Source organism: Streptosporangium sp. NPDC051022 (genome assembly GCF_040683035.1).
GTDB lineage: Bacteria > Actinomycetota > Actinomycetes > Streptosporangiales > Streptosporangiaceae > Streptosporangium.
On the sequence record NZ_JBFBCF010000029.1, the window covers coordinates 49663 to 73894 of the forward strand.

At 70.8% G+C, this 24232-nt stretch carries 19 protein-coding genes; 3 read left to right on the top strand and 16 right to left on the bottom strand.

Annotated elements, in window-relative coordinates:
• Positions 1 to 9 precede the first annotated feature (9 nt).
• The 8 genes from AB0N02_RS35420 to AB0N02_RS35455 are packed head-to-tail and all read right to left on the bottom strand — an operon-like array spanning position 10 to position 10055.
• On the bottom strand, positions 10 to 1227 hold the full coding sequence (locus tag AB0N02_RS35420) for an amidohydrolase family protein (RefSeq protein ID WP_363955667.1): 1218 nt from the start codon (positions 1225 to 1227) through the stop codon (positions 10 to 12).
• A complete protein-coding gene (locus AB0N02_RS35425) occupies positions 1224 to 2309 on the bottom strand; it encodes a DUF917 domain-containing protein (RefSeq protein ID WP_363955670.1) in 1086 nt (361 codons plus the stop codon). Before AB0N02_RS35425 ends, AB0N02_RS35420 begins: the two co-directional genes overlap by 4 nt.
• Positions 2309 to 3850, bottom strand: coding sequence for a hydantoinase/oxoprolinase family protein (locus tag AB0N02_RS35430; RefSeq protein WP_363955673.1), 1542 nt, complete (start codon positions 3848 to 3850; stop codon positions 2309 to 2311). The genes AB0N02_RS35425 and AB0N02_RS35430 overlap by 1 nt, the downstream gene beginning before the upstream one ends.
• A gap of 21 nt (positions 3851 to 3871) precedes the next feature.
• A complete protein-coding gene (locus AB0N02_RS35435; protein WP_363955676.1) occupies positions 3872 to 4834 on the bottom strand; it encodes an ABC transporter permease in 963 nt (320 codons plus the stop codon).
• The gene (locus AB0N02_RS35440; RefSeq protein WP_363955679.1) at positions 4831 to 6372 is read right to left on the bottom strand and encodes an ATP-binding cassette domain-containing protein; all 1542 of its coding nucleotides are present in this window, start codon (positions 6370 to 6372) and stop codon (positions 4831 to 4833) included. Before AB0N02_RS35440 ends, AB0N02_RS35435 begins: the two co-directional genes overlap by 4 nt.
• Positions 6373 to 6378: 6 nt before the next feature.
• Positions 6379 to 7410 (bottom strand): sugar ABC transporter substrate-binding protein, encoded by a 1032-nt coding sequence (locus AB0N02_RS35445; protein WP_363955682.1) that lies wholly within the window; start codon positions 7408 to 7410, stop codon positions 6379 to 6381.
• Positions 7411 to 7431: 21 nt separating this feature from the next.
• The gene (locus AB0N02_RS35450; RefSeq protein WP_363955685.1) at positions 7432 to 8985 is read right to left on the bottom strand and encodes a hydantoinase/oxoprolinase family protein; all 1554 of its coding nucleotides are present in this window, start codon (positions 8983 to 8985) and stop codon (positions 7432 to 7434) included.
• A complete protein-coding gene (locus AB0N02_RS35455) occupies positions 8982 to 10055 on the bottom strand; it encodes a DUF917 domain-containing protein (protein ID WP_363955687.1) in 1074 nt (357 codons plus the stop codon). The genes AB0N02_RS35450 and AB0N02_RS35455 overlap by 4 nt, the downstream gene beginning before the upstream one ends.
• A gap of 154 nt (positions 10056 to 10209) precedes the next feature.
• Here AB0N02_RS35455 and AB0N02_RS35460 point away from each other — a divergent pair, with 154 nt between their 5' ends.
• Complete coding sequence (locus AB0N02_RS35460) at positions 10210 to 11790, top strand: helix-turn-helix domain-containing protein (RefSeq protein ID WP_363955690.1); 1581 nt, start codon at positions 10210 to 10212, stop codon at positions 11788 to 11790.
• A 710-nt stretch (positions 11791 to 12500) separates the two neighbouring features.
• Here AB0N02_RS35460 and AB0N02_RS35465 read toward each other — a convergent pair.
• A complete protein-coding gene (locus tag AB0N02_RS35465; protein ID WP_363955692.1) occupies positions 12501 to 13382 on the bottom strand; it encodes a haloalkane dehalogenase in 882 nt (293 codons plus the stop codon).
• Between the two features lie 439 nt (positions 13383 to 13821).
• Between AB0N02_RS35465 and AB0N02_RS35470 the strand changes: the two genes are divergently transcribed.
• Both AB0N02_RS35470 and AB0N02_RS35475 read left to right on the top strand, forming a co-directional pair.
• The gene (locus tag AB0N02_RS35470; RefSeq protein ID WP_363955695.1) at positions 13822 to 14094 is read left to right on the top strand and encodes a hypothetical protein; all 273 of its coding nucleotides are present in this window, start codon (positions 13822 to 13824) and stop codon (positions 14092 to 14094) included.
• A gap of 31 nt (positions 14095 to 14125) precedes the next feature.
• The gene (locus AB0N02_RS35475; protein ID WP_363955697.1) at positions 14126 to 16210 is read left to right on the top strand and encodes a sensor histidine kinase; all 2085 of its coding nucleotides are present in this window, start codon (positions 14126 to 14128) and stop codon (positions 16208 to 16210) included.
• 71 nt (positions 16211 to 16281) lie between these two features.
• Here the strand turns inward: AB0N02_RS35475 and AB0N02_RS35480 are convergent, their stop codons facing one another.
• The 7 genes from AB0N02_RS35480 to AB0N02_RS35510 all read right to left on the bottom strand — a co-directional run bounded on the left by AB0N02_RS35480 (position 16282) and on the right by AB0N02_RS35510 (position 24193).
• The gene (locus tag AB0N02_RS35480; protein WP_363955700.1) at positions 16282 to 16908 is read right to left on the bottom strand and encodes a TetR/AcrR family transcriptional regulator; all 627 of its coding nucleotides are present in this window, start codon (positions 16906 to 16908) and stop codon (positions 16282 to 16284) included.
• Positions 16909 to 16917: 9 nt separating this feature from the next.
• Positions 16918 to 17838: an alpha/beta fold hydrolase gene (locus AB0N02_RS35485; RefSeq protein ID WP_363955703.1), complete on the bottom strand. Its 921-nt coding sequence runs from the start codon at positions 17836 to 17838 to the stop codon at positions 16918 to 16920.
• A gap of 241 nt (positions 17839 to 18079) precedes the next feature.
• The gene (locus AB0N02_RS35490) at positions 18080 to 20980 is read right to left on the bottom strand and encodes a CDP-glycerol glycerophosphotransferase family protein (protein ID WP_363955706.1); all 2901 of its coding nucleotides are present in this window, start codon (positions 20978 to 20980) and stop codon (positions 18080 to 18082) included.
• Positions 20981 to 21047: 67 nt separating this feature from the next.
• The gene (locus tag AB0N02_RS35495; RefSeq protein WP_363955709.1) at positions 21048 to 21368 is read right to left on the bottom strand and encodes an MGMT family protein; all 321 of its coding nucleotides are present in this window, start codon (positions 21366 to 21368) and stop codon (positions 21048 to 21050) included.
• Positions 21369 to 21375: 7 nt separating this feature from the next.
• On the bottom strand, positions 21376 to 21744 hold the full coding sequence (locus AB0N02_RS35500) for a hypothetical protein (protein WP_363955712.1): 369 nt from the start codon (positions 21742 to 21744) through the stop codon (positions 21376 to 21378).
• A gap of 194 nt (positions 21745 to 21938) precedes the next feature.
• A complete protein-coding gene (locus AB0N02_RS35505; RefSeq protein ID WP_363955715.1) occupies positions 21939 to 23207 on the bottom strand; it encodes a S8 family serine peptidase in 1269 nt (422 codons plus the stop codon).
• The gene (locus tag AB0N02_RS35510; protein WP_363955717.1) at positions 23201 to 24193 is read right to left on the bottom strand and encodes a hypothetical protein; all 993 of its coding nucleotides are present in this window, start codon (positions 24191 to 24193) and stop codon (positions 23201 to 23203) included. The genes AB0N02_RS35505 and AB0N02_RS35510 overlap by 7 nt, the downstream gene beginning before the upstream one ends.
• Positions 24194 to 24232 lie beyond the last annotated feature (39 nt).

A 24232-nucleotide genomic window follows, 5' to 3' on the forward strand; every position in this document is an offset into this window, starting at 1 on the left:
GTCAAACGTTCACGCCGCTGCCAGGCGACTGCGGACGATGCGGCCGCCCTTGATGACATGCCGCACCCGCTGAGCATGGGTGCCGAAGTCATAGGGATCACCGTCCACCATGACCATGTCCGCGCGGAGGCCGGGGGTGATCCGCCCGGTCAGCTCACCCAGCCCGAGCAGGTCAGCCCCGGAGGAGGTCGCCGCGGCCAGGGCGCGTGACGGTGACATCCCAGCCTCGACCATGAGCTGAAGCTCCTCGGGCGTGAGCCCATGCGGGAAGACTCCGCTGTCAGTGCCCATGGCGATCTTCACACCAGCGTCCACAGCCCGCCTGATCGCGTCCATGTGCGTGCCTGCCACGGAGTGGGCCTTGTCGACCACGGCCTGAGGCAGTCGGGTGCCTGCCTCGATCATGCGGATGAGTGCGACCGGCGCCAGCAGGGTCGGCACGAGCCAGGTGCCGCGGGCCAGCATCAGGTCGATGCACTCGTCGTCGAGGAAGATGCCGTGCTCGATGGAGCGGACACCTGCCAGGACGGCGTTTCGGATGCCGGGCGTGCCCTGGGCGTGGGCCATCACGCCGATGCCCGAGGCCGCGGCCTCGGAGATGCAGACAGCCAGTTCCTCCTCGCTGAACTGGGGGTGGCGAGGATCGTCCCGGGGCGACATGACTCCGCCGGAGGTGCAGATCTTGATGACGTCGGCCCCGGCGCGGATGATCTCGCGGACTCGAAGCCGCATCTGGTCGGGACCGTCGACCACGGTGTGGGGGCGACCGGGGTGTGGGACCAGCAGGGAGTGGACCTCGCCGTGCACGGTCCACCCGTCGACGTGGCCGCCGGTCTGGCTGAGCGGGGTCACCGCGATGACCAGGTCGGAGCCGTCGATCAGGCCGTCGGCGACGGCCTGTTTGACGCCGAGGTCGGCGCCGCCGGCGTCGCGGACGGTGGTGACGCCGAGGTCGAGGGAGGTGCGCAGGTTCTGTTCGGCTTTGTAGAAGGCGTAGGAGAACGGCTCGGAGGCGAGCGCGAGCGGATCCATCCCGGAGAACATGACGTGAACGTGGGCGTCGATCAGGCCGGGCATGATCGTGCAGCCGGTGGCGTCAATGGTGACGTCGCCGTCGAGGCCGGTGCCGACCTCGACGATCCGGTCGCCTTCGACGGCGACGTCGGCGCGTGCGGCGGGGGCGCCGGTGCCGTCGAAGACGTCGCCGCCTGTGAGGACCGTCCTCATGCCGACGTCACCGCCCGTTCCTCGACGCCGACGAAGTCCATGTCGTAGCCGAACCGGCGGGGGCCGGAGAGGGCGAGCCCTTCCGGGGTTCTCCAGTGCCAGTCGCACGGCATGCCGATGACCGCGACGCGGTAGCCGTACCGGATCTCCTCGGCCGGGATGGGCTCACCGGAGTCGACGGCGAGCGCCATGATCAGGTCGGGTACGGTGGCCACGATCTGGCCGTCGCGGACGGCGGCGAGGTGCTCGTTCTGGAAGTGCAGCGTCATCGACGAGCCGGCGTAGGCGCCGCTGCCCTCGATGACGGCTTCGCCGATGGTCCAGCCGCCCTCATTGCGCCGGTCGACCTCGGTCACCTTGCCCTCGAACAGGGAGACGCCCGAGTTGGCGCGCATGACGGCCTCGACCGGGGGCTCGTGCGCGGCGCGGGCCTCCCGCAGGGTCCTGCCGATGCGTTCGGCGAGCGACAGCGCGCCCTTGACCAGCCAGTCCTTGGCCTGGCGGCCGGTCATCGGGTAGAGCGCCATCATGGTGACGCAGCCGGAGGTCAGCGTCGCGGCGCGGGCCAGGTTCTCGGCCCAGGTGTTGTCGGAGGTGTTGATGACCATCCGGTTGTCGTGCTCGTCGACCATGGCGAGCGGGGTGGCCTTGCCACCGTAGAGGGTGGGGGTGACCAGTTCGAGCGCGGGGAAGGCGCGGCCCATGCCGTCGGCGTCCACGACCGGGAGTCCGGCACCGGCCGTGGAGAAGGGCGTGACCGCGTTCAGGCCGCCCGCCTCGGCGGGGGCGACGTGGGTGAACTTGTAGCCGACGTAGGCCTCCAGCTCGCGCAGGGCGGCCACGGCGTCCACGCTGCGCGGCAGCTTCTCCACGAGCACACCCGGCGCACCCATCCCGGCGATGAACACCACCCGAGCGTCGTCTGGCACCTCGTCCAGGTCGCACATCGCGACAGGGCCGTGCTCGCGGATGGCTTCGCGGGCGAGCAGCATGCCGACGTACGGGTCGCCGCCGCCCCCGGCGCCGAGGATCGTCGAGCCGATCGTGATGTCGGCCAGCGCGGCCTCGTCGATGTAACGCATCAGTTTCCTTCCTCTCGGCGAAGCTCGCCGATCGCCTTCGCCTTGACCCGGAGCGCCGTGCCGCCCGCCATGTGGGTGAGCGGTACGTCCTCGGTGTCCACGATCCGGACCGTCTCGGGTACGGCGCCGGCCTTGACCGCCCGCCGTACCGCCTCCTCGCGCGCGTCGGACACGACCTGCGCCCGGGTCATCTCCGCCAGTGTGTAGATCTTGTCCACCTCGCCGCCGACCTGGGCGAACGCGGCGCCCACGGCGTTGGCCACCCCGGAGTGAGCAGGACGAAGCAGCGTGGTGACGCCGGGCAGTTCGTCGATGACCACCCCGCCGCCGCCCACGACGACCACCGGCAGGTCGGCGGCGGCCAGCTTCGCCTGGTCGATCGCCAGGCCGATCCGGGTCCGCACGTCGGCGAGAGCGGCTTGGACCACGGACTCGGGAACGTCGGCGACGCGGGAGGCATCGCCGATGTCGGCCAGGCCGGCCGCCACCGCGATGTCGGTGAGCGTCAGCGTGTCGCCGCCGAAGACGAGCGCCTCCGAGGTGAGGCGGTAGCCGACGCTGTCCGGGCCGACCCTGCGCCCATCGTCGTGCACGACGCTGCCGCCGCCGATGCCGAGCGACAGCACATCGGGCATGCGGAAGTTGCTCCTGACGCCGCCCAGGCTGACCGCGACGGTGGACTCGCGGGGGAACCCGCCGCGCAGCACGCCGATGTCGGCCGTGGTGCCGCCGATGTCCACGACCAGCGTGTCCTCGACGCCGGACAGGAAGGCCGCGCCGCGCATCGAGTTGGTCGGGCCGGAGGCGATGGTCCTGATCGGGTAGCGGCGCGCCTCGTCCAGGCTCATGAGGGTGCCGTCATTCTGCGACAGGTAGATGGGCGCGGCGATGCCGAGATCCTGAAGCACCCGCTCGAAGCCGCCGACGACCTCTTCGGCCAGGGGGCGCAGCGCGGCGTTGAGGATGGCCGCGTTCTCGCGTTCGAGGATGCCGATCCGGCCGAGCTCCGCCGAGGAGGTGACCGAGACGCCCGGCAGTTCCTCCAGCAGGATCACCGCCGCGCGCTCCTCCGCCTCGCCGTTCACGGGAGAGAAGACCGAGCTGAGCGCGACCTGGGTCAGGCCGAGCCCGCGGATCTCGGTGGCGATCTCGCGCAGGCCGTCCTCGTCGAGCGGGTTGAGCAGACGGCCGTCGAACTGAGAGCCTCCGCGCACCACGAACACGTGCCGGCCGAGCGCCCGGGCCAGGTCCGCGGGCCAGTCCACCATGGGCGGGAGCGTCTGCGGGGGCGTGGCGATGCGGATCGCGGCGACCTCGGTCAAGCCCCTGGCCTGCGTGATCGCGTTGATGAAGTGGGTGGTGCCGATCAGCACCGCCTCGATCCGCGACAGGTCGCGCTCGCCCGCCGCGGCCTGGATGGCCTCAACGATGCCGCGTGTGACGTCGGGGCTGGTGGGCGCCTTGGCCGAGGAGAGCACGGCATGCCCGTCGAGCAGGACCGCGTCGGTGTTCGTGCCACCGACATCGATTCCGAGTTTCACTGACAGACTCCTTGAGGGGGCTTATTCCTTGCGGCTGCGGTCGATGGCGACGGCAGCGATCAGCACGGCGCCGGAGGCGGTCCCCTGCCAGAAGGAGGAGACCCCGGCGGCGTACAGGACGTTGTTGAGCACGGCCAGGAACAGGACGCCGACCAGGGTCCTGGTGACGCTGCCGAACCCGCCGGAGAAGCGGGTGCCGCCGAGCAGCACCGCGGCGATCGCGGTGAGCTCCAGCCCGGCGCCGCCGCCGGGCTGGGCCGATCCGAGTTGGCCCACGGTGAGCAGCCCGGCCAGCGCGGCGAACAGGCCGCTGACCGCGAAGGCGATGATGGTGACCCGGTCGATCGGCAGCCCGGCGAGCCTGGCGGCCAGCGGGTTGGAGCCGGTGGCGTACAGGGCCCGGCCGAAGCCGGTGCAGCGCAGGATCAGCACGGCGACCAGGTAGAGGCCGGCGGCGAGGAGCACCACCGAGGGGATGCCGAGCACGCGGCCGTTCGACAGCGCGTCCAGCCAGCCCACGTCGATCGTGATGCTCTTGCCCTCCAGGACCACCTGGGCCTGGCTGCGCAGCAGGGAGTAGGTACCGAGCGTCACGATCATGAAGGAGATGCCCAGCTTGGTGATCAGCAGGCCGTGCGCGATCGCGCCGACGACCAGCCCGAGCAGCAGCGCGACTCCGGCAGCCGCAGCCGACGGCCAGCCGCTCATGGTCAGTGTGGCGAACACCGCGCCGGCCAGGCCCGCCATCGACCCGACCGACAGGTCGACGCCGCGGCCGATGACCACCAGCGTCTGGCCGATCGCGATGATGAAGAGCACGGAGGAGAAGGACAGGATGTCCAGGTAGGTGCCGACCACCCGGAACGAGGGGAAGGCGATCACCGCTCCTACCAGCAGCACCAGCAGCGCCGCGGGGAAGGCGAGCTCGACCGAGGCGCGGAACCTCGGGCGGCTGGAGGTGGTCACGGCCTGGTCGACGGTCATTGCTCTGCTTCCTTCTCGTCGCGGGCTCCGGTGGCCAGAGCCACCAGCTCGCGGTACTCGCAGTCAGGCGGTCGCCGCGCGACGACCCGGCCGTCACTGATGACGTGCAGGCTGTCGGCGAGTTCCTGCAGCTCCTCGAACTCGGAGCTGACCACCAGTACGGCGCCGCCGGACTCGGCGAACCGCCGGATCATCGTGTGAATGGCCGCGCGGCCGGTCCGGTCCACACCCTGGGTGGGCTCGTCGGCGACCAGGAGCCTGGGCTGGTGGGCGAGAACTCGCGCGAGTACGGCCCGCTGCTGGTTTCCGCCGCTCAGCGCGGTGATCTCGGTCTGGGGGGAGGCTGTCTTGATCCCGAATTCGGAGATCGTCCGGGCTGTGCGGCTCCGGTCGGGCCTCGGGCCGAACAGGGCGCCCAGCCCGGACGGCACCACGTCGGCGATCTCCAGGTTGCGGGCGACGGTCAGGCTGGCGAACACCGACTCGTTCGCCCGATCCTCGGGCAGGTAGGCGATGCCTGCGCGGCGCGAGGCCCGGGTGTCGCTCGGGAGCGGTCCATCGAGGAACGTCACCGACGCCGACCCGCCCGACGCTCCGGCGACGAGCCGGCACAACCGCGACCGTCCGCTGCCTGCCAGCCCGGCCAGCCCGACGATCTCGCCCGCCCGCACGTTCAGCTCGTCCACGGAGAGGCCGTGCTCACGAAGCCCGCGTACGGCCAGTACTTCGACCGGCAGCCTGTGTTCACGTGCTCTGGGTACGGCGGAGCCGCCGCTGGGGCGCTCACCGGTGACGCGGGCGGTGACCTGCGCCGGAGCAGGACGGCCCGCGGCCATGGTCTCCACCAGCTCCTCGACGGACACCTCGCCGATGGGGGCGTCGTGCACGAGCCGGCCGTCCACCAGCACAGCCACCCGGGTAGCCAGCCGGACGATGTCCCGCAACCGGTGACTGACCAGCACCACCGCCCCACCCTCGGCATGAAGTCTGGAGGTGGCCTCCGCGACGATCTCCACGCCGCGGTCGCCGAGCACAGCGGTGGGCTCGTCCAGAGCGAGCACCTTCGGCTGCGACGACTGCGCGCGCAGCAACGCCACGATCGCCCGGTCGGCCTTGCGTAGTTGCCCAGCAGGCGTCCCGGGGTCGACGTACGGAAGCGCCTCAGCTACGAGAGCGCGCGCTCTGGCCCGAGCCGCACGCCCGGGAGCGGCGCCGCGCAGACCGCCGTGCCCGATGAGCAGGTTCTCCCAGACCGGCAGCGAGGTGGCGAGCTGCGGCTCCTGCGGCACCAGCGCCACGCCCCGGGCGAGAGCGTCCGCCGGGCCGCGCAGCCGTACCGGGCCGTCGGCGTCGACCACGGTGCCGCCGGTTGGTGCGCGCAGTCCCGTGAGCGTGGTGAGCAGCGTGGTCTTGCCGGAGCCGTTGGCCCCGATCACGGCGAGCACGTCACCGGGAAACACCTGCAACGAGACCCGGTCGAGCGCGAGCGTTCCCGGGAAGGCCACCGACACCTGGTCGAGGCCGATCAGCGGGCGCATCCGGTCTCAGCCCGTCTTGATGGTCTGGAACTTGATCAGTTCCTCGGCGGGCTTCCAGTTCGCGACGTTGTCCTTGTCGACCATGCACTGGTCGGCCGGCGGCCCGGGGATCTGCGCGTTGTTGTCGTAGGACTTGACGCCGCTGAGGTGGTCGACCATGGCCTGGCCGAGCGCCTTGCCGACCTCGACCGGCTTCAGGTCGCAGGTGGCCAGCAGGTCTCCGGCCTTGATCGCGGCGACCGCGTCGGCCGTGCCGTTCCGGCTGGTGAACACGATCTTCTTGCCCGATTGCTTGGCGGCGGCGATGGCCCCGAGCGCGCTGTCGTCGTTGTAGACGAAGACGCCCTGGACGTCCGGCTCGCGCTGCAGGATGCCCTGCATGACCGTCTGGCCACCTGCCGCGTTGTCCTGCAGGTTGCGCTGCTGGTCGAGGTTGCCGACGATGGTGGCGCCCGCTTCCTCCAGCGCGCGCTGGGCGCCGGCCAGCTCGGCGGTGACGTTCGGCGTCACGGGCCCGCCGATGAGTGCGATCTTGGCGCCCTTCGGCAGATGATCGGCCAGGTACTTGGCCGCCTGGTAGCCCTGCTCCTCGTCGGGGTTGGTGATGTAGCCGTTGACGTCGAAGCCTTCCGGCTTGCCCAGCGCGGCGAAGACCGGGATGCCTTTGTCGCGGGCCCGCTGCACCTGCGGCTTCATCGACTTGGAGTCGAGCACGAAGTAGGCGATGGCGGCGGGCTGCGTGCCGATCGCGCGGGTCAGTGCCTCGGCCTGCACCGCGGGGTCGATCGAGCCGGTCGTGTTGTTGACCGAGAACGAGCGGGTCATGGTGACGCCCGCGGACGTGAGCGGCGTGTTGACGGCCTGGGTGATGGCCTGCGAGACCGGGTTGGCCTCGATGACATCGGCGTACCAGATCGTCTTGCCCGAGGCGGACGAGGACGAGCCAGCCGATTCGGTGGCAGCGGTGGAGCCCCCGCAGGCGGTGGCCAGGCAGGCCACCGCGAGCGCGGCGACGGCGGGGAGAACTCTGTTCGGCATGGGGCTACCTTTCGGGGGGATTCAGGGGCGGCTGAGCAGGGGGCCGGCGGCGCGCACGACCAGCCGCGCGCAGTTGCCCGGCATGTAGGACATGGGGATCTCGTCCACCGTGGTGACCCGCACCAGTGCGGGGTCGGCTCCGGCGCGGATGGCGGCCTCGGTCGCCAGCTCCTTGGCCGCCGCCAGACAGGCCTGCCGACTGGACTTGTCGTACTGGAACATGCGGTCGACGGAGCCCGAGGCCTCGGCGATCGCGGCGCCGATCGCGTTGGCGACAGCGGCGTGCTCGTGCCTGACGACCTCGCTGATACCGGGGACGCCCCCGGGGATCAGATGCGCTCCGCCGCCCACCGCGATCAGCGGTAGCTCGGCTCGGGCCGCCTTGATCCGCTCGGCGAGCTGCTGCACCCGTTCGTCCACCCAGGCCAGCGCCCGGCGCGCGAGGGCGGGGTTCGTACCCTCCGCGCGAGCAGGGTCGCCGAAGGTGGCGCGACCGGCCAGCACGGAGACGTCGCTCAGGGTCAGCGTGTCCCCGCCGAACACCAGGGCCTCCTCGTGAAGGCGATAGCCGACACTGTCGGGGCCGACCAGGGGATCGGCGCCGGGACGGACGATCGTGCCGCCACCCATGCCGATCGAGATGAGGTCCGGGACGCGGTAGTTGGTGCGCACGCCGCCGATCTCCACGGCCATCGCGGAGGTGCGAGGGAATCCGTCGACCAGCAGCCCGACGTCGGTCGAGGTGCCACCGACGTCCATCACGACGGCGTCCGTCAGTCCGGTCAGGAAGGCCGCGCCGCGCATGGAGTTGGTCGGGCCCGAGCCGATGGTCAGGATCGGACGCAGGTTCGCCTCGACCGCCGACAGCAGCGTGCCGTCGTTCTGGGTCAGGTAGATGTCGGCGTTGAGGTTGTGGTGGAGCAAGGCGGTCTCCAGCGCGGCGACCACGCCGCGGCCGATGAAGGTGAGCGCCGCGTTGAGGGTGGCGGAGTTCTCGCGCTCCAGCAGGCCGAGGCCGCCCACCTCGTGCCCGAGTGTGACGGGGGTGCCGGGACCGAGGACGTCGCGGACGATCTGTGCGGCGCGGATCTCGTGGTCCGGGTTGGAGGGCGAGGTGGCGCCGGTGATCGCGATGGCGTCGACACGATTCCGGCAGGCACGGGCGAAGGCGCTCACGGCGCCCTCGTCCAGCGGGACGATCTCGGTCCCGTCGAACTCGTGACCGCCCCTGATGATCTCCCGGTGCCCGCCGACGATCGCGGCCAGGTCCTTCGGCCAGCCGGCCAGCGGCTCGATTGACAGCGTGGCGGGCGCCGCGATGCGCAGGATGCCCACCCGGGCCAGCCCGCTGCGTCCGATGATCGCGTTCACCGGGTGAGTGGTCCCGAGCATGACCTGCTCGACGTCGCCGGGAGCGAACGGGCGCAGGACCGCGGCCAGCGCGGTGCGAATGCCTTCCAGCACGTCGGGTGTGGTGGCGGCTTTGTGAGTGGCGACGACCTGACCGGCACCGTCCACCACCGCGGCGTCGGTGCTGGTTCCGCCGACGTCGACGCCGATGCGTAGGCGCCTCATCGGTCACGCCTGATCGGGAAGTAGTCGAGGTCGTAGCCGAAGGCGCGCGGGCCGGCCAGGGCGATGCCCTCGGGGGTGTGCCAGCGGTGCTCGGCCGGCATGCCGATGACGTGCAGACGCTGGCCGTACCGAAGAGCTTCGGTGGTCATCGGGATGCCGGTCTCGATGTCGATCAGCGAGATCAGGTCGGGAACGGTGGCGACGGGCTCGCCGTCCTCCAGGGCGATCAGGTTCTCGTTCTGGATCTCGACCCGCATGACGCGGTCGGGCTGATCGAGGTGCTCCAGGGCCACCGTGCCGCGGGCCCAGCCGGCGGTGGTCCGGCGCTCGATGTCGAGGACCTTGCCGGAGAAGAGGATCACAGCGTCGCTCACGGCAAGGAACCGCTCGTAAGCACCGGGTGCGCTGGCCTGGATGGCGGTGAGGGAGCGCCCGATCTCATGACACAGGGTCAGCGAGCCGGTGGCGGCGTGCCGCTCCACCTGGGACGCGGTCATCGGGTAGGCGCTGAAGACGGCGATCATCCCCATCTCGGCCACGCTGGCGCGCAGCAGCCGTTCGCTCATCCGGTTGTCCACGGCCTCGAACAGCACGCTGTTACCCTTGGTATCGCACAACGCCGCGGGCGAGGCCGGCACTTCTGCGAGCGTCAGCAGCGTCATCTCCAGCTGCGGGAACGCCCTGCGCATGAAGTCGGCGTCGACCACCGGCAGCCCCAACTCGGCGGCGACGGCCAGCGGGAACAGCGAGTTCATGCCGCCGATCTCCATCGGCATGATCGCCACGCCCGTACGGCCCAGCCGGGCCTCCATGGCGTGCAGCACGGTACGTGCCTCGTCGCCGCTGGGGAACTTCTCCACGATCACGGTCGGAGCTCCGATCATGCCGATCGGTAGCACCAACCCGTCGGGGTCGATCTCACCGGCGGAGATCACACGCACGGGGCCATGGCGTTCGATGGCCTGCCGCAGCATGATCTTGGCGATGAGCGGGTCACCGCCGCCGCCAGTACCGAGAACCACCGCACCCAGTGCGAGATCCTCGATGTCTGACTCCCGAACGAGACGCAAGACGACTCCTCTGCGTGATTGCGACCAGTAGACCCGTGGCGCGAAAGGCCGTCATTGACCAAAGTGCCCAAGATCGGAGGTGGAGCTGTGCGATGTGCACAATCATCGATAAAGTATGACAATGCGGACAGATGGTGTGACAATCCGGCGGCTCGTGGGCACGGTTGGCGAATATGAGGTGCTGGGCGGTGAGAGCGCCCTCGACCGGACGGCGCATCTCGTGACCACTGGGTCATCTCTCTCCGAGGTCGGCAGGTTGCCGGCCGGTGCGCTGGCCGTCTTCTCCCGCGCTCAACTGGCCATGGAGGAACCACCGGCCGACATTGCCATTCGCCGCGCCGTGACCGCGGGCCTCGCCGGGCTGATTGCCGAGACGCCACGCAGCGGCGTTCCCGTGGTCACCCGCCGGCTCGCGGAGAAGTTCGCCTTTCCCGTCATCCTGTTGCCGCACGTTGACCCGGCCGCGCTTGCCGGCACGCTCGACCCGTTGGTGCGCGCGCCCGCCCTGGCTGCCGCGAACACGTTGCGCACGGCGGTCGAGCGCATGCTGCGACTCCCGCGCGACCAGCGCGACCTCGTCCAGCGCCTGGCCGACTTGCTGCGCACACCTGTCGCACTCATCGACGGGAGCGGTCGCGTCCTACAGGCCGGCGGAGAAGCCGAACCGGTCACGCTCGTTGCCCTGACGGCCGGCTTGGAGGAGGTCGGCACGCGCTCTCGCATCGTCGACCTGGATGGCGGGGGCGTGGCCGTGATCTCTCCAGCCACGCTCCAGCCAGGGGCGCCGTCCAACCTCTGGTTGGTGGCATTGCTGTCGCCGGTAGGGGCGGCGATGGCCGACACGGTCCGCACGGTGCTGTCCGTGGCCGCCCTGGCGTTCTCCGTCTACGTGGCCGACCAGGGCATGAGGGTGGAGCGGGAGGAACGACAGCGCGCGCTGCTGCTGGCGGAAATCCTCGAACACGGAGACAACGCACGCGCCCGCAGCATCGAACGGGCCACCGCCCTCGGCTGGCGGTTGTTCGGCTGGCACAACGCGATCCAGATCGGTGTCCACGCAGGCGGGCAACGACTGCCGGGCGAGCTCAACGCCTTCGTCGAGGAGGAACTGCGGCGCGCGGGCATCGACGTCGGCCTGGTCGCCCGGCCGGTCGGTTCCGCGTTCTGGATCACCAGGGACCGCCCGGCCAGCCCGGCGGACATCGCGGAGATCGCCGCCGTGACCAGGCGAGTGCTGATCGCGGTCGGCCGGGCTTTCCCCGGGATCGACGTACGCGCGGGTGTCGGTGGCACGCACTCCGGCATCTCCGGTATCGGCACCTCGCTGCACGAGGCACAGCAGGCACTCATGTTGGCCCGCACGCGCGATGTGGCCGCCGCCGTCGAGCTCACCGACTCCATGTCGGTCAACCGGCTGCTGCTCGGCTGGTACCAGGCGGGACCGATGCGCGACACCGCGCTGTCTCTGATCGAGCCCGTCAGGAAGGAGGACCCCTCCGGCGTGCTCCTGCGCACCCTGCGCTGCTTCCTCGACCACGAGTCCTCGACCACGACCACCGCGGCGGTGCTCGGCGTGCACCGCAACACCGTGGTGCACCGGATGGGCCGGATCCGCCGGTTGCTGCCCGTCGACCTGGACGCTGCCGACGAACGCCTTGCCGTACAGCTGGCGGTCCGGGTATACGAGGGGGTCGCGGACGTGGAGGATCCGCCGGAACGCCTGCCCCAGCGCTGACAGTTCGACCAGCTACTCACTGTCTTTGCCGACGGGCGAGATCCTCGTGACCCCGCGCGTGGGTAGCGATCGATCTTGACCGATGCTCGGCACGGCCGATGAACACGATCGGCGATTTCGTTTCGCCGCCGACGCATCCGGTCGAAAGGCCGCAAACTCTGACCCAGCGGTGGATCAAGTTGCGCGCTGACCGCCTCGTACACGGCGATGTGCCCACCCCGGCTACTGGCCCGAAGTCCCTGGTTCTCCAGTACGGCGCACAGGGCCTTGCGGGCCGCGTCGTAGAGCAGCTGGTACGCGCCGACTTGACGTTGGTGCCCGCCAACGCAATGTGACCGGTGACGCAGGAAGGGGCTATCCGCTCCTGGCCCTGGACCAGCCCGGGGAGAAGCGATGTTCCCGGCCGGAGTGATGCGATTTTTTCGGTGCTCATCTCCACTCGCAATGGCGACGAGCTGCCCAAAAACATACTCGCCGTACACTGGGGTCGACGACCGAATTGTTTGTCCACCTTAAGCAGCGTGATCCATGACGGTCTACGCGCGGTGAGGCCATGACTGCCGGCGCGCCCCGGTAGAGGATAAAACCCGGGGATGCACCTGCGTATCAGGGCAAGGGGTGATATCTCCAACGAGTAAAAGGGGAGGGCGGGGGCGCAACATTCTCACCTGGCACGGCCAGGTCACGAAGAAGGGCTCATTGCATCGTTTTCAGGAGAGATCTCGTAGCCAGGAGGCGATGGCCGCTCCGATTTGATCGGGAGCGTCTTCCTGAACCATGTGGCCACCCGTAATCGTGATGTGTGCTTGATTCGGCCACGACCGGGCGACGGCCCGGTGTGTTTCGAACATCGTTCCTGGAACGGCCTCGATGAACAGTTTGGGAACCGGAGACTTCGCGAGCCATGCCGCATAACGCGTGATGGCGTCGTGGACATCGCGTGGTTCGCCCGCGACGGGCACCTCGCGCGGCCAGGTCAACGTCGGCCTGCGTGACTCGCCAGGTTCCGTGTAGGGACGGCGGTAGACGGCCATCTCCGCCTCCGACAGCCCTCGCAGCACCTCTGCGGGCAAGACGTCGTCGACGAAGAAGTTCCGGTCGAGAACCATCTCTTCACCTGCGGCGGAGCGGATCGCTTGAAAGAGCCGGATCGCAGGCTCCGGCCAGTCGCTCCACGAGGGGATCGGGGCCACGAACGCCTCCATGTAGGCGATACCCCGGAGTGCGGAAGGGTGGCGGTACGCCCAATCGAAACCCAGAGCCGAGCCCCAGTCCTGCAGTACCATGACCACTCGCTCATGTACGCCGAGGGCCTGAAGGAACGCGTCGAGATAGCGGCGGTGTTCGACGAAGCGGTATGAGCCCGGCCCGCTGGCCGGGAGTTTCGCGGAATCGCCCATCCCGATCAGGTCCGGGGCGATGCAGCGCCCCTTGCCCGTCAGATACGGGATTACATTTCGCCATACGTACGACGAAGTCGGGTTGCCGTGAAGAAAGACGATCGGATCACCTTCTCCCTCCTCGACGTATGCCATTTCAAGCCCGTCTATCTCAATACGACGCTTCCGATACGGTTCCTCAACCGAGATCATGACTCTCCTCATTCTGGTTCGCCTTCCAGCTAAACATGCTGATTATCAGTGTGGTTTGATCAGATCTGATACAAGTCCGGCCGGCGCCTAGGGAGGCCGTTGGCCCGGCTTTCCGCACCAGTTCCTTCGGAGTGCACGGAACAGACGAGTTGGTCTGCCCGGCCCGCGCAACGGTCACACGGGCGGCGGGCTCCCGCCTTCGGCGGGTGCCGCGTACGGGTTACTTGTTCAGACGCTCCAGCAGACCGCGTGAACGGGACTGCCCGATCGACTCCGCCTTTTCTTCCGCGAGACCCATACGTCGCCAAAAGCACATGTACTTCGTGAATCCCTGATTTCCGCAGGTTCTGGCTTCAGTCGGAGATTCTGCAGCACGCCCCGGGTCTTGCCACAAGGCCCCCGGTGCGCCATACTCTGCGACCACTGTCGGCCTGGCCTCATGCTCGTCCTGGCCGAGCGTCGCGAACCGGATCAGGCCGTCACCACCGCCGAGACCATGACGTCATCACCCCGAGCACAGACCCCGCACCCGGCGAACGAACAGTGTCCGACGCAGTCCGCGTTCCTCCTGAAGACGATGAACGGCGGCAAAGGAAAATCCCTGAGATTCGACGTGACGATGGGCGGCTGCCCGGATTCCGGGAGTGCCGGTAACGACCCTGCCACGATGGCGGTGAATCACGGCATTTGTGACGGTCCACGGGCACGCTAAAGGTCAGGCGAAAACGGGAGGCGGGGGCGGGATGGCGTGGGCAGCCCGGGCGGTCGCCGCCGTCCTGGCCGTGGTGTCTCCGGTGCTCGTGGTCGCGGCCATGGTGACCTTCGCGTGGCTTCCGAAGGAGTGGCGGCTGCCGGAGACGGCCACGCCGCTGACGGCGGCGGGGGTGATCTTTCCCGCGGTCGGCGCGTTCCTCATCGCGCATCGGCCTCGGCTCAAGCTGGCGTGGCTGATGTGCGCGGGCGGGCTCGGCGGTGCCGTCCACGACTTCTGCCAGGCGATGATGCTGGCGTCCGCGGCGCGCGGGGATCTCGCGCTGGCGGGGTTCCTGAGGTTCCCGGCGCAGGTGGGCTGGGCGGTGAGCGGGCTCGCACTGGAGATGCTGCTGCCGCTGTACTCCCCGGACGGCAGACTGCCCTCGCCGCGCTGGCGGGCGGTGGTGCTGCTGGGTGTGGTCTCCATCGGTGCCGAGACCGCGCGCCAGTTCATGCGGCCGGATCCGCCGCTCGTGGGTTACCCGTTGCCCGCCGTCATCCACAACCCGCTGCAGGTCCCCGCCCTGGCGCCGTACTACTCGACGCTGGGGATACTGACCTGGACGGCGATCCTGGCGACGCTGCCGCTGGCGGCACTGTCCATGCTGCTGCGTTTTCGCCGGGCGGACCCGGTGGGCAGGCGGCAGATCGGCTGGCCGCTGATGGCGTTCGCCGGCTACATCGTGTTCATGCTCGTGAGCGTCGTCTCACTGGAGCTGGAATGGCTGTCGATCCTCTGGGCGACGCTCATCCCCATCGCGATGGTGTTCTCGGTGATGCGCTACCGGCTGTACGGCATCGACACCATCATCAGCCGGGCCTTCGTCGCCGCGGGGCTGCTCGGCGTGGTCGCCGGGGTCTACTTCGGCGTGGCCGCGCTGTCGAGCCTGCTGGTGTCCGGGCTCGGCCAGATCGCCGGACTGGCCGCCGCCCTGGTCACCGGCGCCTTCTTCCAGCCGTTGCGCCGGATACTGCAGCGTGCCATCGACCGTCTGCTCTACGGCCCGGTCGGCGATCCACGCGTGCTCGCCGAGCGGCTGGTCCAGGAGTTGCGCCGGGGAGATCCGGCGCAGGCGCTGGCGTCGGTGATCGGTGTGCTGCGCGAGGGCCTGGCGGTACAGGGGGTCACGGTGGAGGTGACCGGCGGCGAGCCGGGGCAGCAGGTCAGCCTGGTGAGCACGGCCAGCGGGCAGGTCGGCGACTCCCCGCGCGAGGTGCCGCTGGTCTGGCACGGCGAGCGGGTGGGGCGGCTGCTGGTCGGCCCGCCCGCCCCGCGCCGCTTCCCCGCCGCGCACGACGAGCGGGTGCTGGCCACGTTGGTCCCGTACGCGGCCGACGTGGCGCACGCGCTGCGGATGGCGGCCGACCTGCAGCGCTCCCGGGAGCGCATCCTGACCACCCGGGAGGAGGAGCGGCGGCGGCTGCGCCGCGACCTGCACGACGGCCTGGGGCAGACGCTCAGCGGGATGGCCATGACCATCAACATGGCCCGCCTCACCCTGAAGTCCTCCCCGGAGACGGCGGACGGGCTGCTGCGCGAGTTGCGTTCCGGCATGGACGCGGTCACGGGCGACATCCGGCAGCTCGTCCACGGCCTGCGCCCGCCCGTCTTGGACGATCTGGGCCTGGCCGCCGCCGTACGGGCGCTGGCCGGACCGGCCGCCCCCGAGGGCCCCGCCACGGAGGTGAGCGTCGAGGGTGACCTGACCGACCTGCCCGCCGCCGTCGAGGTGGCCGTCTACCGGATCGCGCAGGAGGCGCTGACCAACGTCCGGCGGCACGCGCGCGCCACGCGCGTCCGTGTCGAGCTGCGCCGCGAGCCCGAGGCGCTGCGCCTGCTGATCGCCGACGACGGCGTGGGCTTGTCGCCGGAGCGCCGCGCGGGCGTCGGCCTGACCTCCATGCGCGAGCGCACCGCGGAACTGGGCGGGCTCTGCCTCGTCAGCGGCGGGCCCGGGGAGGGCACCACGGTGGAGGTGACACTCCCCGTTCCCACGGCCGCCGCGCCGCCGGTACCGCAGCACCGGACGGCTCCCGCCGGCAGGCGGTACGAACCCGCCACCGATCCGCATTGATGTAGCACCTCTCCGTGTCAAACGGTCGAGAGCAGGCCGGGGTGCGGACGAGGAGCCTACGGCGGTGCGGCTCAGTCCGGGGGCGGCCGTGGTGTGGCCGCCGGTCCGAAGAAACGGTCGAGCTGGTAGTCGATGATCGCGATGGCGGCCTCGTGGCTGCGCTGCCGGCCCAGGACACTGGCTGTCAGGCCGTTGGCGAGAGCCAGAAGTGCGGCGACCTCGGTGCGCGGGTCGCGATCGGAGGCGAGGTCCCCGGCCTGCTGCGCGGTGGTGAGCCGGGTGGTGAGGAAGTCCTCCAGCGCGTCGGGCCGGGTGAGCGCGGCCGCGGCGAGCGCCGGGTCGGTGAGGGCGGCGGTGTAGTAGGCGGTCCAGGCCAGCGAGTCCAGCTGGCTCTGTTCGTCGGAAGGCAGGATCGCGCCGAGAACGGCTTCGAAGACACCTCGCGTGGACAGCCCACCCGTGGCGGCGGCGGCCCGCCGCCGGACCCGGCGGTCCAGGCGGGCGGTCAGCTCGGTGAGGCCGGAGTCGAGCAGGGCCTGTTTGTCGGTGAAGTAGTACTGGACGACGCGCAGCGAGACTCCGGCCTCGGCGGCGATCTCACGCATCGACACCGCCTGCAGGCCGCGGGTGCCGGCGATGCGCAGCAGCGCCTCGGTCAGCAGGCGTCGCCGCTCGTCGTGGTCCACCTGTTTGGGCATTTCGGTTTCCTAGCCGCGGTCCGTGCCGTGCTCCGGCATTGCGATCCCGGCCTGGGCTCGGCCGGGGAAGGTGAGGATCCGCTCTGTGACCAGGTCCGGGGCCTCGACGGGCAGCGCGTGTCCGGTGTCGGGCACGATCTCCACCCGCCACGACGGCGCGATCTCGGCCAGCCGCGCGGCCACCGCCCGCGCGTCGTGCACCGCGCTGCGGGCGCCCAGCAGCACCTGTACGGGCACGGACAGCTCACGCACCTGCTGGTCGGTGTAGGCGGGCGGGATGGGCAGCCGCCGGCGGAATGACCGTCCGGCCAGCATCAGCTCCATCAGCGCGTCCTCGCGCAGCGCCCCGTTGCCCACCGCGCCGGCGACACGGTGTCGCAGCGCGCGGGGAAGCAGGGCGGCCATACCACCGACGATGAGCCACCGGTAGAACCGCCCGGTCAACGGCGCGAAACCGACAGGATCCACCAGCGTCAGCGCCGCGACCCGGCCGCCCCCGCCAAGCTGCTGTTCCACCGCGGTCCAGCCGCCGTAGGAGGACCCCACCACATGTGCGCGCTCGGCACCGGCCGCGGCCAGGACCTCGGTGAGCCAGCCACCGACCTCGGCGCCGGTCGCGAGCGGTCGCCTCTGAACCGAGCGGCCGGGCTCGCCGAGCGGGTCGACGGCGTAGACCGGGCGCGTGCGTGCCAGCGGCTCGATGTAGCGGTACCAGGCCGCCGCGTTTCCACCGGCACCGGCCAGGAGGATCACCGGATCCCCCTGGGCGGGCCCGGCCCGGTGGATCCGCACGCTGCCGGCGCGGGTCTCGACGTCGATGGCATCCACCGGCACCGGCCACAGCTCGCCGAGCGCTCGGTCATAGGCGGCGAGGTACTTGTCACGGGCGGAGTCGCCGGTGAAGGCCGACGGCCGGTCGGGTGCGCGCACGGTGAACCTCATCCCCTCGGAATGGATACAGTCGTATCCTAACCGGCCGGGGTCCCCTCCCGTAGCAGTCGCGAAATTCACCGAACCCGTCCTCGGCTCGCGACGGTTTCTCGCGGCCGGTCAGGCCGGTGACGTGCGGGAAGTCGTCTTCCCGGCAGTTGAGGAAGGGCGACCGATCGGGGCTCCGACCAGCTCGTCGCCCCTTTCGGCCCTACTCGGCCCGCTCTACCTGACCCGCCCCTCAGGAGCCGAAGACATGGTCGACCACCCTGGCCGCCGCCTTGCCGTCGTCGCGGGGGGCGTACAGGCGCCGGAAGCGGTCGTACCGTTCCTTGTGGGCGGCGGCCACGTCGTCGATCGTCCGGAGGGCCTCGATGACGTCGGCGCTCGTGGTCAGCAGCGGGCTCGGGGCCTCGGCGGCCAGGTCGAGGTAGAGGCCGCGCTTGCCCGAGTAACGCTGCATGTCATGGGTGAACAGGAGGATGGGGCGGCCCGTGGCGGCGAAGTCGAACATGACGGAGGAATAGTCCGTGATCAGCACGTCGGCGACCAGCAGCAGATCCGTTATCTCCGGATAGGCCGTGACATCGTGCCCGAGTCCCTTGAGGACGTTGGGCACCGCCTGCATGGAGTGCGCCCTGATGAGGAACTCGTGCCCCGGGCCGAGCGCCTGACGCGCCCGCTTCAGGTCCAGCTTGACCGTGGAGTTCTTCCGGTCGTAGTCGCGGAAGGTCGGCGCGTACAGGACCAGCCTGGCATCCTCGGCGACGCCGAGCCTGCGGCGCACCCGTACCGCCAGCTCGTCCCTGTCGGGAGCGGAAAGCACGTCGTTGCGCGGAAAGCCGGACTCCAGGACCTCGCCCTGGTAACCGAACGCCTTGCGCAGGATCGGGGTCGCCCACGGGCTCTGGGACAGCAGCAGGTCCCAGCCGCGCACCTCCGCGGCCTGCCGGTGCCAGGCCGGCGGCTTCGGGTCGCGGGACATGTGCGGCAGGTCGTTGCCCAGACGCTTGAGCGGGCTGCCGTTCCAGGTCTGCACGACCCTCTGGTCGTCGCGGGCCTTGAACCACTGCGGCAGGAAGCTGTTGGTCACCACGTACCGCGAGCGCGCGAGCGCGGCGTAGTGCTCGCGGCTGCCCGCCCTGACCACCCTCGGCCTGATGTCGGAGCCGAACCCGAGCTCGGCGGAGCCCGGCGGTGTGAACGCGCCGTCCTTGACCACCCAGATGTGCTCACGGTCGTCGCCGCGCCGCACCCGCTCCTCGTAGATCGCCCGGACGTTGCCTTCGTACTGGCGGCCGTCGTAGGCGACGTAGACCGTCGCCTCGGTCAGCTCGCGGGCCCGCTCGGCCGGGTAGAACGAGCGTTGCAGGGCGTACAGGCCACCCGCGCCCTTCTCGTCGTCAGGGCGCTCCTCGGCGACGGACAGCACCGGCACGTCGAACCGGGTGGAGAGCAGGCGGTACGACCGGCCCTCGCGGATCTTCGGATCCTCGTCGAGCGAGGCGAGGATGGCGTGATCGACCCGGAAGGGCACCACCTCCCCCGAGGGGGCGCGGGTGGACATGCTCCAGCTCCCGCTGCCCAGCGACACGGTCTCTCCGAAGCGGGGCATGGCTGAGGGCGTGAACCGCACGGAGAAGCGCCCGTCGGCACGCTCCATCTCCACGGCATGGGTCACCCCGCCGCGATGCCTGAGAGTCAGCTCGGCCGACCCCGAGCCCGGGTAGGAGCCCTCAAGGGTGAGCGTGCCCTGGGCGTCCCAGACCGCCGAGGAGATGACGGGGCGGATGCGGTGCGCGGAGACGATCACGCGGTCCCGCCGGTCGCCCAGCACGGTGATCTCCCGGTCGCCGACGATCGTGCGGCTCTCCGTGGCGGTGCCGATCATGACGGGAGCCGCGGGGTCGCCCTTGGGCTCGATCCAGAGCCTGCCGCCGTCGCGCTCCTGCAGCAGCGAGGACACCGCGAGCGGCACGACGACCTGCGTGCCCCCCTCGACCTTGGTGAAGTCGGCGGACATCCGGTGGCCGTCGAGGCGTGCCTGTCCTCTCCCCTCGCCCTTACCCGGCAGGAACATCGTCAGTTCGAGGCGCTCGCCGTTCAGGCTCACCCCGGTCAGCTCGGCCCTGGTCGGCTGGAGCACGACCTGGAGGGCGCGGTCAGAGGTCCAGACCGGACGTATCCACCAGCCTCCCCCCAGCTCAAGCCCGGCCGGACGCTCGGTGCGCCCGATGGAGGGGCCGCGGAGCAGGCCGGTCGCGCGGGCGCCCCGGCTCCAGATCACGATCTCGGCGCGCCAGGTGGTGGCGTCGGGGACGGTGGCCCGGTGGCGGAGCATCCTCCTGACCCCGTGCACGAAGGAGCGCACCCCTCCGCGCCAGCGCAGCGGCCAGGGACTCGACTCGGCGAGGAATCCGGACCAGTCGTAGTTGCAGCCCGGCTCACTGGCCCCGTGGGTGGCCTCGGGATGGAAGACCCGGCGGGTGCGCAGCCGTACCGGGGGGAGCCAGCGGGGGCCGCGCAGCACGACGGTGGCCCGGTTGAGGCGGGGGCCGCGGACCGACAGGCCCGCCAGGTAGGCGTGGCCGCTGATCCGCAGCCGCCCGTCCGACCAGGAGACGTCCTCGACCTGTGTCACCGGGATCAGGTCGGTGGCGCGCAGCCGGTACATGGCCTCGGGAAGCTCGTCCTGGAGCGGCAGGTCGGCGTACCAACGCATGCGCCTGCGAACCCGCTTCGAGGGCTCGGCGGCGGCGGTGGTGAGCCTCTGCAGCGTGTCGCCCTCGGCGAGGTCGTCCACGTCGCGGTGCTCGACCAGGTGGAAGACGATCCTGCGGGCGACCGGCAGGTCCCGCTTGACCCGCGCGTCCACCCCGGTGAGATAGGGCTTGAAGAGCGTGACGAACTCGCGGCGGCGGTCCGCGCCGCGCTTGACCGCCAGATCCAGGCGGGAGCCGAGCGGACCGGCGAGCACCCCCGCGTCGAAGCGGCGGCGCTGCGCGGGCGTCAGCCCCTCGGCCAGCACCGCCGAGACGATCGATTCGAGTGGTTCTCCCCGGTCACAGAGATCCTGAACAGCCCGGAGACGATCGACGACGGGATCGCCGCCTGCACGGGCGGGCGTGACGCCGGTGGCCATGGGGGAGGCACCGCCTTTCGGACAGAGCGCTGTCCTAGGCAATGGTAGTGGGCCGCACAGAAGCCGGTTACGTTGTGATTTCCGGTGATCCGTCCCACCTGGCCGTCCGCATGTCGGCGCGTTCGCCCCTCAGTGGCGTCCCCTCCTCGCGCCAGCCGGCCAGACACCGCGCCTCGTGACCGGGGGGAGGGGTTCCGTCGGCGTGCACGACCCGCCACCAGGGCACACCGCCGCCCCAGGTCGACATGACCCTCCCGACCTGCCGCGGGCCTCCCTCTCCGAGGTATTCGGCGATGTCGCCGTAGGACATCACCATGCCGCGCGGGATGCGCTCGACCAGGTCGAGCACCCGCTCGGCGTACGGGGTCGGGTGGCCTGCCGCTTCCATAGGTGGCCTACTGCCTCCACACGGTGGGACCGGCCGCGAGGATCTCGTTGAGTTTGCCGAACTCGTAGGCCGCCGAACCGTTCAGCTGTTCGACAAGGCCGTCGCGGATGGCGTAGGACTCGCCGTCCTCGCCGACCAGGCGCGCGCCCAGCAGGGCCGAGGCCCGCGCCAGCTGCGCCACCTGCCAGTCGGACTCCGGCGTGCCCGACAGGGCACCGTCCCAGATCGCGATGGCGTGGACACCGTCACCGTGACGGGCCAGCACCTCGCCCTTTTCCTGCGAACCACGGAACTCGAACCCCGCCTGCCCCAGCACAGTCGCGAGTTCCGCGAAGCCGAGAGGCGCCGGGCGCTCCACGCGCAACTCGTACCCCATGATGCGGGACCTTAGCGAATGTTCGAAGGTTGTCGGACCATGAACGCCGACATCGGGCCGACCGCGTCCGAACAGTGTCCAAAACGCGTTCGAATCGCATTAAACCTTGTTCGTATCCGAGACTTGTGCCCGAGGTTCATATTCGGAGCTCACATCCGGGGTGGGGGCGGCGTACGCGCCGGTCGGCCCTCCTCCTACCCGCCCCCCGGCGGGAAACGCCCGGCGAGTTCCTCCGGGAACCGCGCGGACCGCCCCGGGCGTTCGGCGCGGCGGGTGAGGGCCACCACGGCCCAGCAGAACGCGAGCAGCCCGGCGCCCGCGCCGGTGCCGAACAGCCAGAGCCTGAGGGAGTCGGGTCCCGGACGGGCGGGTTCCCTGAGCGGGACCCCCTGACCGAAGTGCCTGCTCCCGGCGTCCGGCACCTCGGCCGCACCGCGCACGAGCTCCCCGGCCCTGACGAGCGCGGCGCCCGCGTCGACCACGCCGAAGCCGACGTGGTCGTCGTATCCGGCGGTGGGGGCGGAGGTGGTGGTCGAGGTCAGCGCCTGCGACACCATGTATGGCGATATGTCTGGATATTTCGTTTTTATGAGTGCGGCGACCCCGGCCACCAGGGCGGCCGCCGAGCTGGTCCCGTCCGCGGAGCCGTACTCCCCGCCCGGGATCACCACCGGCACGTCGACGCCGGGCGCCGAGACCAGGACCGACAGGTTGTCGCTGCTGAACTCGGCGGGCCTGCCGTCCGCGCCGACCGCGCCGACGCCGATGACCCCCGAGTAGCCCGCCGGGAAGTTCCAGAAGGACGTGGAGTTGCCGGCGGTGTAGGCGGAGCCGCCGTCGTTGCCGACGGCCGCGACCAGCACCACCCCCCGCGACAGCGCGTAGGAGACCGCCTCGCGTTCGGCCCTGTGCGGGCCGTACGCGCCCAGCGACATGCTGATGACCTTGGCGCCGTGCTCCGCGGCGTAGCGGATCGCGCGGGCCAGCGGGCTGTCGTCGCGGGTCCGCAGATCCTCCCCCGGCGGCGGGCTCTCCTCGGGCGACTGCCGCAGGACCAGCGGCAGGGACAGGATCCGGGCCTCCGGGGCGATCCCCAGCAGTCCGCTCTCCCCCTTACCTGCCCCGGCGATGAGCGAGGCCATCGCGGTGCCGTGCCAGCCCGCCTCGGGCCCGCCCTCGCCGAGACCGGCCGGGCCCATGGCGGGCCCGAGGGTCACCCGGCCGCGCAGCTCGGCGACCTGGGCGTCCACCCCGCTGTCGATCAGGGCCACGGTCGTCCCCGCTCCCCTGGTGACCCGCCACGCCTGCTCGATGTTCAGCTTCTCCAGCACCCAGCGCTGGGCCTGGCGCACATCGGCCGCGCCAGCCGCGCCGGCCGCGCCGACCGGTCCGGCGACCGGCGCGAAGGCCCCCAGGCAGACCGCGACCAGGGCACCCGCGGCCCGCAGCCGCCGCCTCAACACACGTTTCCCTGGGTGCACTGGGGCACGGCGCTGGGCTCGTCTCCCAGGGCGCGGGCGATGCGCCCGGTGATCGCCTGGGCGGTCGGCCACAGCTCGCTGTGCAGGATCTCCTCGGGGGGAATGGCCTCGCGGGTACGGCCGTCGGCGTAACCGGCCGTGGAGAAGACGACGTACGGGCCGACGGCCACCCAGGCGTTGCGCTGCCGCTGGGCCGCGCCGAACAGCGCGGCCGCCGTGCCGGGGAAGGCCACCGGCCGTACCCCCACCCGGTCGTCGGCCGCCAGCTGCGCGGTGGCCGAGGCCCGTTTCTCCTCGTCGTCCAGCACGGCGATGCCCACGGTGATGACGAACGTGGAGGTCTGGTCCACGTAGGTGGCCCGCAGCAGCGTGCGGCAGCCGTACTGGGTGAGCACGGAGCCGACCGGGGTATCCAGGCCCGACCTGCAGGAGGTCTCGGGGGCGATCCCGATCCGCCGGGCGTACTGTTGCGTACGGCCGAGGCCGACGTACTGCAGCTCGGTGGGGAAGATCACGTCGGCGGACCAGGTGTGCCAGCGCCTGGCGATGTCGTCCCGGATGTAGCGGTCCTGCTCCGCGGCGGTCAGCGGACGGGCCCTGGTCTCGCGGAACAGCCCGACCGCGCCGGTCAGCACGTCGCTCGCGGCCATCGCCAGGATGACTCCCAGCAGGATCAGGAAGATCGCGCGCAGGCGGACCCCCTGCTCCAGGGCCATCCGCTCGGCGTGGTCCAGGGCCAGGCGGTCACGGCCCGCGGCGGGCCAGGCGCGGACCCGCCTGGCGGAGGTCCCGGAACCGGCGTCCTGCCGCTCTCGCGTCCTCCCGGCCCGCGGCACCCGGGAACCGGCCGGGAACCCGCCGCCGACGCGCGGCGCCCGGGAACCGGCCGGAGGCCGGCCGCCGCCGGTGCGCGGCCCCGAGGATTCCAGCCGCCGCTCAGGCTCCTGGGACCCCCCGGGCTTCGACATAGTTCGATGCTACGTCGCAAGCCTCCGCCGCCCTATCGC